This window comes from Nostoc sp., assembly GCF_036917135.1.
GTDB lineage: Bacteria > Cyanobacteriota > Cyanobacteriia > Cyanobacteriales > Nostocaceae > Nostoc.
Genome location: NZ_JBALEA010000031.1, coordinates 126,140 through 139,786, shown reverse-complemented (window position 1 = coordinate 139,786; position 13,647 = coordinate 126,140). Strand labels below are relative to the sequence as shown.

Sequence of the window (13,647 nt, the reverse complement as noted above, 5' to 3'; positions counted from 1 at the left end):
GCGTTAGCCTGTAGTGACAGTATTCTGTCTTCGCTTAAAAGTTATGTATAAATACAATCCCCTACATTGCCTACCTTCATCGGCAGAATTACCAGATTCAGATGATACCCCTGTGGATAACGAACTGCAAATATTAATTCCTAACTTATTGTTAGCTATCTTAGCCGCTATTTGGCAAAACCGCGATGACTGGTTTTTCGGCATTAACATGGGAGTTTACTATACACCCAATAAAAGAGCCATAGTCCCGGATGGATTCCTGAGTTTGGGTGTTGAACGTTTTGTGGGAGAAAATGGACGTTCTAGTTATGTTTTGTGGGAAGAAGAGGGTATTCCACCAATTTTAGCTTTAGAAGTTGTTTCTCAAACTTACAATGGCGAATATGAACAGAAAAAAATTGATTATGCACAATTAGGCATTTTGTATTATGTTATTTATGCACCAACACGGTTACGTCGTAAGCGTCAACGTTTAGAAGTTTATCGCTTAATTAATGGTGAATACATTTTACAACCAGGGGATAAAATTTGGATGCCCGAAATTGGTTTAGGTATTGGACGGGAACAGGGTAATTATCAAGGACGAACAAGAGAATGGCTATTTTGGTATGACGAAAATGGGAACAGATACCAAACCCCAGAAGAACAATTGCAAAATTTATTAGCCAGATTACAACAGCAAGGAATTGACCCAAATACACTTTAATTTTGTTGACGGTTAACAGTTAACTATTATTTAGCAAATATAGGAGTAAATAGCAATGAGAATTAGAGGAGTTAAGCGTGGTAAAACTATAGAATTATTAGAACAAATCAACGAGATTCCTGATGGTAAAGAAATTATTATTGATTTAAAAATTAGTGCAGCTTCAATTGAACAAACAAAACAGTCTTTAACAGATTCAGAGAGATTAGCAAGACTCAACAAATTATTCGGTGCGTGGAAAGACCAACCTGAGTTAATAGAAATATTTGAATAAATAGAAGAGCATAATTATTGATTATTAAAAATTTGGTAAACCGCCAACAACAAAAGCTCCTAAATTTGCTCAATTCTGGTCTTTTAGCTAAAATTAGATGAGAGTTAAGTGAAAAATGTTGTAATTAATAGTAGAGATACTAATAAAATTAAAAGCTTATGACAGCAAGCAATATTAGGCAGCAAATTTTAGAGCATATTGAAACTTTACCCCCAGAACAGGTAAAAACTCTCCTGTTAACATGGCTAACTAGTTCATCAGGGGATTTAGAAGATTTTGAGCAGTTAGTGACAAATCAAGTTACTCAAACCACAGAAGAATCATTTGAGTACGGTGAGATAGACGCAGCATTAAATTTTCAACCTCTTACTGAAGCCCAAATGGTTCAGCAGAGCCAATCCGCTCTCGAAGCGTACCGTAGCACAGGTTCAGGAGTGGCGCATGACCGTGTGCGCGAATGGGCAGACAGTTTAGGAACTGAACAAGAACGCCCATGTCCCAGATAGTTTGGACACAAAGTGCAATTGACGACTTAAATCGTCATTACGATTTTATCAAACTTAATAATCCTGATGCAGCAGCACGGGCAGTACAAGCAATTGTCTCTTCAGGCGAGAGTTTACAGCAGAATCCTCGTCGAGGCACGATTGTAGATGAAATAGCAGGATTACGAAAACTTTTAGTTTCTTTTGGTAAATACGGTTTTATAATTCACTACGTTATTCTTGAGGATGATGTTGTTATTTTACGCATTTATCACGGGCGAGAGAATCGACCTCGTTAGTATTAATTTTTAAAGGATATAAACAACCGCATAATATGCCGAAAATTTTACGTGAATATCCTTGGAAAATTAGTTACACCAGCAACACCCATAACACCATCACTGATTTCTACATTCCTGCTTTAGAGTGTGCCATTCAATATGACCGGAAAGCAGGTTTTTTTAGCAGTGCTATCCTGAGTAAAGTTGCACGGGGTTTAGGTGCAATGCTGCACAACAAAGGGCGAATGCGGTTAATTATGGGTTGTCAGTTTAGCCCCCAAGATTTACAAGCAATTCAACAGGGATACGAACTGCGAGACGCATTGCTATCTCGTCTAGACGCAGACTTAAAACCACCAGAAAGTTTTGCCCAACTCAAACACTTAGAAATTCTCAGTTGGTTGATTCAAAACCAGTATCTCGATATTAAAATTGCTATTCCTCTCAAAGAAAATGGACTACCTGAAGATAGTACACAGCAACTAGATCCACAGCATATATTTCACGAAAAAGTTGGCATTTTTACTGATAGCAAGGGCGAGAAATTAGCATTTAACGGTTCCAATAACGAATCTATCGGTGGCTGGGAGAGAAATGTAGAATCCTTTCACGTTTATTGTTCTTGGGAGGGAGGAAGGGAACTAGATAGAGTTGAAGAAGAAGTAGCGAGATTTGAGCAACTTTGGTATGACGTATCGCCTAACGTGCGAGTTTTTGAAGTTCCAGAGGCGGTACAGAAAAAGCTGTTGCGTTACGCAAAATCTACTAAACCTGATTGGAATGCCCAGGATGAATTTGACTCTAGACCTCTAACAAAAATAGAATTAACTGAAACAGCAGCACAACCAGAACCGGAACTAAAACCAGACTCTTCAGCTATTTCTACAGAAGTAAGGGAAGAAGAACGGTTGGCATTTACTCAACTTGCCAATATTCATAAACATCCCGGTTGCTTGGACTTTTGTTTAAAATCAATTCCCATTCACCCCTGGCCACACCAAATTAAAATCCTGCGCCGCGTTGCTCAAAATTTTCCCCAAAGTTTTCTCATCGCTGATGAAGTTGGTTTAGGAAAGACTATTGAAACTGGTTTAATTCTGCGTTATCTACTGTTATCCAAAAAAGTGAAGCGGGTACTAATTTTAGCACCTGCTAGTGTCCAACCCCAATGGCAAGAAGAACTACGGGAAAAATTTAATCTGCATTTTTGGAGTTACACATCTACAGAATTTAAAGACCCCTACAAGCGGACTATCCCCGCAGCAGCTAATCCCTGGAATACCCAAGATTTAATCCTGGCTTCTTCTCATTTGGTGCGGAGAACTGACAGAATGCACCAGCTACTATCAGCAGAACCTTGGGATTTAGTAATCTTAGACGAAGCACACCATGCACGTCGCAAGAGTCCCCAAGACCGCAAGGAAACGCCTAATCGCTTGTTACAGTTAATGACACAGTTGAAGGAGAAGACAAAATCCCTGATTCTTCTCTCAGCAACTCCTATGCAAATTGATGCCATAGAAGTTTTCGACTTGTTAAATCTGCTGGGATTGCAGGGACATTGGAGTTATGGCGATAACTTCTGCTATTATTTCGCCTCGCTACAAGGTGCTGTCAAGCAGGAAGTAATTAATTTTTGGCAAGTCATGTCTAGTGATTACTTTGGGCGCGGCGGACAACCAAGTTCTAGATTAGAGCAGTTTTTGACCAAGAGCGATCGCATCCTTGCTTACAAAATGCAGGATACTTGGCAACGGGGCAAGAAAATCTCCAATCACAAACAACTATTGGCAGATGAAGACTTTATCGACACCTCACGCCAATACTTGACAGTGAATACTCCCTTAAAAGACTTGATGTTCCGCCACACCCGCGACACTCTCCGACAATACTATCAGAGGGGACTGTTAGAGCGGGATATTCCTACTAGAGTTGTGCAGGATAATGCTATTACGCTGGAACCCCAACGGGAAGTACCGCTTTATGTAGCTGTCAGCGACTATGTACGTCACTTTTACCGACTGGCACAAATAGATCAGCGTTCTTGTTTGGGTTTTTTGATGACCCTTTACCGCAAACGTTTGACCAGTTCATTTTATGCTATCAAGTCATCTCTGCAACGTCGTTTGGATTATTTGTTAACTCAACGGGGAAGCGTTTTAAGTGACGACGATTTAGTAGATGTGGATAATGAGGATGATGCAGTGATTGCTGGGTTGGAATCTTTCTTTGAACCAGTAGACCCCCAGGAAATTCAATATCTTGAAGAATTACTACGCCAATTTGAAAACACTGGGGAAGATAGCAAGCTTTCTCGCTTTATTCAGATTTTACGCCAAGAATTAACTGACCGAGAAAGTGCGATCGTTTTCACCCAGTACACTGACACGATGGACTATCTACGGGATACATTAAAGGAGTTGTACGGTAGCCAAGTAGCTTGTTATTCTGGTCGTGGTGGGGAACTGTACCAGAATGGGGAGTGGTGTTTAGTTCCCAAGGAAGAAATTAAACGCCGATTTCGCCAAGATGAAATCAAAATTCTCCTCTGTACTGAATCTGCTTCTGAGGGGTTGAATTTACAAAATTGCGGGGTGTTGATTAATTATGATATGCCTTGGAATCCCATGCGGGTCGAACAGCGCATTGGGAGAATTGACCGCATTGGACAAAGATACCCGACTGTGCGAATCCACAATTTTTATTATGATGGCACTGTAGAAGCGAAAGTTTATCGAAAATTGCGCGATCGCATAAACGCTTTTGCCACTGTTGTTGGTAATCTTCAGCCTATTCTAGCCCAAGTCCCTACCTTTATTGAACGGGCTGTTATGAGTGCTGATCCAGAAGAAGAGGATGTTTTAATGTCTGAATTCGATTCTGTGTTAGATAGCCCACCGCCTCGTTTAGCAATTGAAGAAATGGTAGCAATGGACTTGGACGCTGACTTAGCAGAAATTCAAAAACCAATCCCCTCTACTCCTTTTACGCCAGAAGCTATCGAGCAGTTATTCACCGACTCAGCAATTTTAAAAGCCAGTGGTGTGCAGTTTGAGAGAAGGAGCGAACGTACTTGGCAACTGAATTACAAAGGGCAGAATTACATGGTTACTTTTTACCCTAATATTTTTGATGAAATGCCTTCACTACGTTTAATGAATTTTGGCGACCCTTTGTTTGAAAAAATGCTAGAATCCATTAATTTTTGAGCCTACAGTTTTAACATTTATATTCCTGGCGTAGTGGGATATGGGGTGGAAATTTAACGAAAATACGGGATTATATCATCCCATAAGTTAGTATTTTTATGATTTTAAAATCTTCTCAAAACGAACCGTTCAAAGCTTCATTATCCCGTGGTATATTGACGTTTTGAGCCTTAAAAATGATTTGAAAAGCAATATCTCTCGCTGACTGCTTCAACACTTGCAGATAAGCAACAGCATCATCACGTCGGCGGAATCTTTTCACAACAATATTTTCTTGATTGGGAATATCACGGACAATACACCACGGTTTTAATTGCTCAGAATAAGTCATATTTTCCTTCTTAAAAATGCTGTAAAATAACCATGCTATGTAGTTTTAAATCGCCAAATTTTACCTTAAACGAGGAGGTATACTCAAAGACAGGTCAAATTGATATTGACAATTAGACTTATGTGTGTATTAGATTGATTTGACAGATATATAGCGTTCCGACTGGAATTTTAAAAGTGTACTGAGTCTGAAAACCTTGCAGGGCAAAGCTTTTGTTTTAAAAACCTTTCAGTAATCAAACCGGATTGCTATATGTAGAATAGAAATGTTATTGAGATCAAGGCGAATGAGTCAGACATAGCAATTGCCAAATTTGTTCGGGAACTTCTTCAAAATGTTCCAGCAAAAAGTCCATGAATGCCAAATGTCGTAAATCATTAGGCTGAGGATAGCGTCTAAATTTACCTTGCTTAAACCAACCTCTGACCGTAGAATCGGAACGACAGCATATTAAGGCAATTTGTTCATAACTCACATCCCATTTGGCATAAAATTCTTCTGGTTTCATACCAAATTCCCAGTGACTGTAGAGTGAAATTAGATGAATTTCTCTTGCCCCTAAAATCCGGGGATTAGACATTAATACACCTCAAATAGGTAAAATTTTGAACTTATTTCTTACATCATGTATTTGTCAGTCACGGAGTTTATAGACACACAAATAAAACCCAACTAAGCGGGTTTTAAACTCTGGATTCACTCTCAATCTGCGTAAGCAGATATAGTTAAAATAGTTCCGTTATTTATAATCGCTAGAATACCGATTCAGGAACAGCCATAAATAGTGGATAGGGTGCAATACGCTTGGGTTAAGCCTTTTTTCTCCCCCTGCTTCCCCTGCTCAAGAACAGCCCGCCCCAACAGATAAATGTCCTTAACTAAACGGTATTGGGATAGGGCGGGGATAGTGCTTCGAGTCAAAAATGAAACGCCCTCTAATCACATTTTTGCACGAGCTATACTGTGAGGAGGGCAATTGAGTTTTTGACAAATCTTCTCAGAATAGCTTGACTGCAAATCTAACTTCAGTCGTACTTGGCAAGTTGGGATAGTTCACCAGCTATTTGATGTTTTAATATCTATAACAACTGGAATAGGGCTGAGAAACTTTTGGGCAGCAGCAACCATACAATTGTGTAATATATGGCTAACTTGGTCAACTTCAGTCTCTGGACATTCCAGTACAATTTCATCATGTCTTACACAGATGAGTTTTGTTCTGAATTTAGCTAATGGATTTGAAAGTTTTACCATAGCTAATTTGTTGATGTCGGCATTTAAACCTTGTACTGGATGATTAAATAGCTCTGATAGTCGGGGCTTGTTTACCCATCTCCGTCGTCTATTTGCTAGTGTACGACTTTCCTTAATGCCTTGGATGTATTTACGTTTGATGTTTTCATGCCACTTAGCTATTCCAGGATAAGCTTCAAAGAATCGTTTTCTGAAAGCTTTTGCTTGCTCTAATGTCATTGCCACCCCATATTTTACTTGGGCGTAAATTTGGAGTTTGGCAGCGCCCATACCGAAAATCAATCCAAAGTTTATTGCTTTTGCTAGTCTGCGGTCTTCTTCAGTCACTTCATTGATATATTTTCCAGTTACTAGAGATGCTGTTAATCGATGTAAGTCAGCCCCCTGGCGATAGACTTGGCACATCTTTGTATCACCACTAAGCCGAGCCATAATTCGTAGTTCTATTTGGGAGTAATCGGCTTTGATAATTTTATAGCCGGGGGCAGCAATGAAGCAGCTACGAGCGGCTTCATCACGGGGAATATTTTGTAGAGGTGGTTTGCGGCAAGAAAATCTACCGGATTTTGCCCCTAATTGATAATAGTTAGGATGAATTCTCCCAGTTTTGGGGTGGATATGCTGGGGTAGTTTCTCGGTAAAAGTGCCGATAATTTTGGATAGACGGCGGTAATCTAGCAATGCTTGAATTATGGGATACTGTGCAGCTAAAGAAACTAATTTACTTTGATTAGTTGAGTTGATTTTGATACCAATAGCTTGGAGAGCAGCCAAAACTTGCTGAGGTGAATTCGGGTTTACTGCATCTGTCAGTTCTGGCAGCAATGACATCTGAGAGCTAGCAATACGGAGTTGCTTAAGTTGGTTTAAAGCATCTGTTTTTTCAGTTTCTAGTTTTGCACCCAGTATCTGCCATCGGGACAAGTCAAATAGCATCCCGTTAAGTTCCATTTGAGCTACAACAGGCATACACTGAAATTCCAGTCGGGCAATTTTGAGTAACTTTGCCTGCTTTAACTTGTTGAGGAGAATTGGGTAAAGGTCAAGTAATATGGCAGCATCTACGGCAGCATAGTGCAATTGAACCTTGGTAAGAGGTTTACACCAATCACTGATTTGTTGAGTTTTATCTAGTTGAAGGTGTAGTAGCTTTTTAACTATATTTTGTAAAGATGAGCTTGTTTTTAATCCTGCGGTTAGAACTTTATAAGCAAGTTGGGTATCAAAGAATTGACCAGAGGGTTGAAGTCCTGCGAGTGTGAGAAATTGCCAGTCGAATTTGGCATTATGTGCAATTTTGATAGCAGAGTTACAAAGCAGTTTTTTGAGTAGTGGGCGATCGCTTTTGGGAATAGCTGGTAAATCAATTAGCACTACCGGATGGTTTGGTGCAGCTATTTGAATCAGTCTAATAGAATCAGTTAGAGGGTCAAGTCCTGTTGTTTCACAATCTATGGCTAAAACTTCTGCCTGAAACAGAGGTTGGAGAGCAGAATTAAGAGTTGAAAGATTAGAAACAAGAGTATATTGTGGGGTAAAAATACTGGAATTATTTGTATTTATTAAGCCTGTATTCATAATGAATTAAATTTTAATTTATCACTTAGAAGCGATAGCTTGTATATCTATAGCAGTCCTAAATCATTTGTGAAAATTCTATATCTCTTTCTTCTTTCTTCCCTTTGTGTCCTTCTCTAACGAGACGCTCCGCGAAGGCGTTCTTGGCGGTTCGTTTCCTTATTTATATTTTTCACGACTCATTTAGGATTGCTATAGCAACTTCAAATTAGTTTTATACAAAGATTTGAAACCCTATTAAAGAGAGGTAATACTATCGATATTCCTCTCTTTCTATGATTAACTGACTTTACGCTTACCTGTTTTTGCAATGTTAGAATGCTGAATATTCTCTCCATCAGATGTAAAAGCAGTAGGAGCCAATTCTCTAATAATGGGTGCGACAATTTCTGGTGCCAGTTCTAAACGATGCTTAATCTGTGCTTGCAACCAGGCTAAAGGCACACTTTTAGTGTTGACTTTTTGTTTGATAATTAAGTCAGGATTGGATGTTGAAGCTTTTTTGATGGCAGTGGCAATTTTTCTGGCTGTCCGTAAATCAATTTTGTCTACATCAATGCTAACAAAGTTGTCTGGTTGAGGTTCTGGTTTTGATGTAATACGGTTAGTTGATTGGTTTTGATTTTCCAAGTTGAGAGATTTCTTAATATCAATAGATTCCATCTGTGATTGTTCAGATGTTGTGTTTTCGATGTTGAGTGTAAATTTCTGCCACAGATGGACTATTCCCACAACGAAATCAACGACCATTACAATGGTGTATAAGGCTGTAATTCCAATGATGAGATGATTTAAAACTTCTTGAATTTCTTGAGTATTCATGATGACTAACTTGAAAATTTATGTTCATAATTAAAGAAGCGATCGCTTCCATTTAACAGAAAAATCCTCAGATGAAAATTTGAATAGACTGAGGATTTATTGAAAATTTAGAACAAGCTAATTTGCACAGTTGAATTTGATGAAGGTTTAGGAGTTGGAGTGCTTTGGGTCGAGTCTAAGTTAGGCAAGGCATTGACATGACGCTTACCCCATCCCTCTTGTGCTGCGTGTTTAACTATGCTGCGTCGAATTGATCTGCTAAGATAGTCGAATTCATTTTTTACGAGTCGTGATGCGTAAAGCCCCCGTCTTTCTAACTGGGGGATATAAGCGAATGTGCCAAATTTATTTGGCTGGAATATTTACAAAGCGTAGGTACGGTTTATAATCTCAGAGGAGGTGATAAACAATTGTTTAATCTGACATACGAATTTAAGTTAAAGCCAACCCATGCACAGGCTCAGATATTTGAAGACTGGTTAGAAATTAATCGTCGTGTCTATAACTATGCTTTGGCTGAACGTAAGGATTGGTATTTGTCGCGTAGTTGTCGGATTAACGCTTGTTCGCTCAAACATGAATATATTATTCCTGCTGACACTTCTCGTCCAACCTATGCCAGCCAGTGCAAAGCGTTAACTGCTGCCAAAAAAGACTTTCCTGAACTCAAGAAAGTACAGTCTCAGGTTTTGCAGCAAACCCTAAAACGCCTTGAGGTGGCATTTGTGGCAATGTGGGAGAGAAACCACGGATTCCCCCGATTCAAAAAACTTGGAAGGATGCGGTCTTTTGTGTTCCCACAAATACAGTGTCAGAGGTTGAATCCGGGAATGGTTAATTTGCCTGTGATTGGTTGGGTTAAGTTTCGTCAATCACGAGCAATACCTGATGGTGGCGTAGTAAAACTTGCCCGTGTAGTGAAACGGGTTTCTGGATGGTACGTGATGCTAACTGTTCAATGGGATGTATCTGTACCGAAGCCTTTGCCACATGGGGAAGCGGTAGGGATAGATGTAGGACTAACAAGCTTTATTGCAACTTCTAATGGGCTACAAGTCTTGCGTCCAAAGTTTTTTGTAGATACCGAACGCAAGCTTAAATTGCTGCAACAGCGTGTCTCAAGAAAACAATTAGGCTCGAACAATTGGTACAAAGCTATTAAGAAAGTTGCTTCATTGCATGAGTACGTTGCCAACTGTCGTAAAGACTGGCATAGAAAACTGTCTCACCAAATCTGCAACAATGCTGGAATGGTATTTGTTGAAGATTTAAATTTAGTTAGCTTATCTCGCGGAATCTTGGGTAAGCACTGCCTAGATGCTGGGTTTGGGCAATTCTTCAACATACTACAGCAAACCTGTTTCAAGCGTGGTGTTTATTTCCAAAAAGTAGACAGTCGCAAAACCAGCCAGATTTGTCCGAGTTGTAGTGTTGAGACAGGCAAGAAAGAACTCTCAGAACGTACTCATGTTTGTTCAAATTGTGGCTATACCACAGATCGGGATGTAGCAGCCGCACAAGTAGTTCTTAAAAGAGGACTTGCAGCCGTTGGGCAAACGGTCAAGATGCTTGCTGAGGGTAAATTCATTGGAATCCCTTTGAAGCAAGAATCCCCGAATTAGAAATTCGGGGAGTGTCAACTGATTAAAATGAATGATGCGATTATTGCTGGCATTGCTCGTATCACCATCACCTAGAAATTCATAAAAATTCTTGCAACCCTTTGGTAATTTATCGTATTTGGTTAAAACTTCATTACCTACCCAAAGATAAAGGTCAGCGTAGTCCCTATGCAGAGGTGCTTCGTAAGTTGCAGGCATCATGTAGGTAAGAACTTCTGTGGCTGTGCTGGAAACACCAACCTGATTCTGTTCGTATTCAGTGAAGATAAGTTCCAATCGCTCCTGAATACAAGCAAACTTCAGCCATTGGGGAATCGTATCACTCCAAGGACTGCGATGAATTACCAATGGGCCTGCAAGGTAGCGAACATGGTGTAGGGAAAATTCAGCTATTTCTAAAAGACTTGCTAGTAATTCTTTTGGTGTATTTAAACTTGCCATAATTTGCAGCATTTTTCGGGTGTTATCTGGCAGTTTGGTACTATTCCCATTACTAATTTCTGCCATTATTTCTGGTGAAATTAAATTCATTTGCTCCATTTTTCATCTCGATATGAGCGCATCACCAAAAATAGCCAATTGGCTAAAAAATAAATGTCCAATAGGTGAAGGCTGATATTAGATAAATCTTTTTATGCTGGCATTGATACAGTTTTTTTAGGTAATGTCAATGAATAACGAACCCACAATTAACCAAAATCTTGATACTGACGACAGTAGTAATTATCAGTCTGGCAGTGGCTATCAATCTTTATGTTACGGTGTTGAGCAATCAAGTTCTGGAGATAGTAGTAATCCTTTGCAAGCAGACCAATTTAGGGATGGTTATCAAGAGAATATTTTTGAAATCAATCTTGGGGATACACCTTACACTGAATCGGCTGCTAATCCCAATCCTCAATTATCAGGATATGGCTCTGGCTCCGGTTACAAGTCTAATAAAAGTCAACAGTCAGCATCCCCAGAGCTAGAGTTATAAGTCATATTTCTACTGATAACTATACCCCACAAGTAACAAAAGAATGGTTTGCATTAAGTAAATTACTTTGCTTCTTGGGGTATAGTTGCTGTCATTTTTAAACCTGGAATTATGAAGATACCAAAAGCATGGATATCTCTTCTGATTGTCATTGCTTGTATTATTTATAGTATCGCTGTACAAGCCACAATCAACACATTTAGTGATGGCAATTTACCGACTCGAATTGTAGAAGTTGCAAATCCTCAGTCTCGACTACCTGCTACTAAAGTTTTGCTGCCAGACTGGAGCCGCATTTCTCTGGCCCAGCTACCAGGTATCAGTCAATCCGGTGCAATTGATGGCAGTCCCTACAGTCAAACACTGGGTTATGACCTGAGTCGCACTTGGAATGTGGGTATGACTCCTGACCAATATTTGAAGTTAGGAGATATCAGTGAAGCATTGCAGGCAGAGGAGTTTTCTTTACAGGCGATTCAAGCGATCGCTCTACGCACAGTACCAGAGGCGAACACAGACATTAACAGTATAGATTTAAACAAAATTGCCTTGAGTGAATTTCCCCTGATTGGGGAGCAGACATTGAGCCATTTAGCTCAGGTTGTTCCAGAATTGGCTAAGACACAAGTAAACAATATTACACCTGTTGCAACCTTACTAAAATCTCACTTAATTACTGCATCTAATTTAACACTAGCTCAGGTACTAACACAGTATGAAGTTGGGCAAATGAAGCTGGGAGAAATCGACTTGTCAGAGTTTTCTATCTCTTCAATTCCTAACTTAGATGCAGTACAGCTACAACAATTTACAGGTTGGATGAATAGCAATGTTTCGGATATTCCTGGTTTGGGACAAGTACCTTTAGGATTAATGCCTAATCCCATCACTGAAATTGGTAGCTTGGTAATGCGGATTGATGTAGTTTATGGCCCAGCAGAAAACCGCCGTAACAATACGATTTCTGGTTCAGACGTGCAAGGGTTTTCTGTGCCTTGTACTGAAAAAGACTGCGCTTATTTAGAACTGGATGATTTGGAGAATACAGGTCGTAGCGATCACCTACGGTGGGCGTTCCGCCATCGCAGTAAGTTAGAAGGTAAACAGTGGATTTCCGGTAAATACCAAGAAGTCGAGGGTGGGCGGGGTATCCTGAAAGCAGCGAATAACGGTCGGGAACCAACAGGAAGGCTACCGTTTGGTAAAGCTTTTAAGGTGGTGATAATGGAGCCGGATGAAACCACTGATACGGTAGATACGGCTTTGTTCTTTCGGTTTTGTGCTTGGCGAATGGGTTGTACACCTTATTTTATCGGGCCTGTTCCTTTTTTCAGCTACAAGGTTAACTCCCTGATATTTGTAGGCAATTTGAGTGAACAGAGGACAAATACTACGTCTTTACCAACTGGAGCGACAAGAGAGCCTAAAGCTAAGACTACCAACGGTACTGGAGTAATAGAGAAGATAAATCCATGCACCTTTAGTAGTGCTAGTCAATCGATAACAGATCAATCATTCTCCGGTATTGATTTGCGATCGCTCTCAAATGCAATTGCGGAAATTGAGAGCGCTGGTAGCGGGGATTACAAAGCCATTGGCATACATACCTGTGCGGATGGAGGTTTAAATTGTGGTCGCGCTCTCGGTCGCTACCAGTTCATGAGTTATAACCCCTATGCAGTGAAGTTAATTGCTGCCAAGCCTGGAGGTCAAGAGTTCTTGAGTCAAGTGGAGCAAGGGCATCAACCAACAGAGGCTGAACTATTTGAGTTTTTTCCTCCAGCTGACCAAGATAGGGCATTTATGGCTGATATGGCTAACAAAATTCAAGTAACACAAGAGCAAATCGATCCGGCTACAGGACAGCCATTTACGGGTGAACGCCTAATTGAACGAGTGGCTCAAAAGCATTTTGGTGGTGATTACAGCAAAGTTGATGGAAATGGCTCAGATGCCCTCGGTCGTCTCAGCCTCAAAGATTACGGTAAAACCGCTTTAGCTAGTTATCGCAACAGTAATAGCGATAATCGAACGCTGACCTGTTCTCCTAATGTAAATTCTAGCTACATCAGCACTGCTAAAAATACTGAAAATGGGAGGTAGAGT

Annotated in this window: 12 protein-coding genes; 8 read left to right on the top strand and 4 right to left on the bottom strand. The window is 40.0% G+C overall.

What is annotated here, in order from left to right:
- Window positions 1–43: 43 nt before the first annotated feature.
- The 5 genes from V7K50_RS09240 (at window position 44) to V7K50_RS09220 (ending at window position 4,955) form a co-directional block, all read left to right on the top strand.
- Window positions 44–706 carry a Uma2 family endonuclease gene (locus V7K50_RS09240; RefSeq protein ID WP_334959283.1) on the top strand — a complete coding sequence of 221 codons (663 nt, stop codon included), beginning with the start codon at window positions 44–46 and terminating at the stop codon, window positions 704–706.
- 55 nt (window positions 707–761) lie between these two features.
- Window positions 762–980 (top strand): hypothetical protein, encoded by a 219-nt coding sequence (locus V7K50_RS09235; RefSeq protein ID WP_334959281.1) that lies wholly within the window; start codon window positions 762–764, stop codon window positions 978–980.
- 158 nt (window positions 981–1,138) lie between these two features.
- Window positions 1,139–1,486, top strand: a complete 348-nt coding sequence (locus tag V7K50_RS09230; RefSeq protein ID WP_334959279.1) for a hypothetical protein — start codon at window positions 1,139–1,141, stop codon at window positions 1,484–1,486.
- Complete coding sequence (locus V7K50_RS09225) at window positions 1,474–1,764, top strand: type II toxin-antitoxin system RelE/ParE family toxin (protein ID WP_334959277.1); 291 nt, start codon at window positions 1,474–1,476, stop codon at window positions 1,762–1,764. The genes V7K50_RS09230 and V7K50_RS09225 overlap by 13 nt, the downstream gene beginning before the upstream one ends.
- A 35-nt stretch (window positions 1,765–1,799) precedes the next feature.
- Window positions 1,800–4,955: a DEAD/DEAH box helicase gene (locus V7K50_RS09220; RefSeq protein ID WP_334959276.1), complete on the top strand. Its 3,156-nt coding sequence runs from the start codon at window positions 1,800–1,802 to the stop codon at window positions 4,953–4,955.
- A gap of 115 nt (window positions 4,956–5,070) precedes the next feature.
- On the opposite strand, the gene V7K50_RS09215 is transcribed toward V7K50_RS09220, so the two are convergent.
- The 4 genes from V7K50_RS09215 to V7K50_RS09200 all read right to left on the bottom strand — a co-directional run bounded on the left by V7K50_RS09215 (window position 5,071) and on the right by V7K50_RS09200 (window position 8,940).
- Window positions 5,071–5,286, bottom strand: coding sequence for a hypothetical protein (locus V7K50_RS09215; RefSeq protein WP_334959274.1), 216 nt, complete (start codon window positions 5,284–5,286; stop codon window positions 5,071–5,073).
- Between the two features lie 277 nt (window positions 5,287–5,563).
- Window positions 5,564–5,866, bottom strand: a complete 303-nt coding sequence (locus V7K50_RS09210; protein ID WP_094345574.1) for a hypothetical protein — start codon at window positions 5,864–5,866, stop codon at window positions 5,564–5,566.
- A gap of 473 nt (window positions 5,867–6,339) precedes the next feature.
- Window positions 6,340–8,118 (bottom strand): bifunctional 3'-5' exonuclease/DNA polymerase, encoded by a 1,779-nt coding sequence (locus tag V7K50_RS09205; RefSeq protein ID WP_334959272.1) that lies wholly within the window; start codon window positions 8,116–8,118, stop codon window positions 6,340–6,342.
- 279 nt (window positions 8,119–8,397) lie between these two features.
- Window positions 8,398–8,940 (bottom strand): hypothetical protein, encoded by a 543-nt coding sequence (locus V7K50_RS09200; RefSeq protein WP_334959270.1) that lies wholly within the window; start codon window positions 8,938–8,940, stop codon window positions 8,398–8,400.
- Window positions 8,941–9,350: 410 nt separating this feature from the next.
- Here V7K50_RS09200 and V7K50_RS09195 point away from each other — a divergent pair, with 410 nt between their 5' ends.
- The 3 genes from V7K50_RS09195 to V7K50_RS09185 all read left to right on the top strand — a co-directional run bounded on the left by V7K50_RS09195 (window position 9,351) and on the right by V7K50_RS09185 (window position 13,644).
- Entirely contained in the window at window positions 9,351–10,562 is a 1,212-nt protein-coding gene (locus V7K50_RS09195) for an RNA-guided endonuclease InsQ/TnpB family protein (RefSeq protein WP_190881523.1), read from the top strand.
- Window positions 10,563–11,232: 670 nt separating this feature from the next.
- A complete protein-coding gene (locus V7K50_RS09190) occupies window positions 11,233–11,541 on the top strand; it encodes a hypothetical protein (RefSeq protein WP_334959264.1) in 309 nt (102 codons plus the stop codon).
- A gap of 111 nt (window positions 11,542–11,652) precedes the next feature.
- A complete protein-coding gene (locus tag V7K50_RS09185; RefSeq protein WP_334959262.1) occupies window positions 11,653–13,644 on the top strand; it encodes a M23 family peptidase in 1,992 nt (663 codons plus the stop codon).
- The last annotated feature ends 3 nt before the right edge of the window (window positions 13,645–13,647 follow it).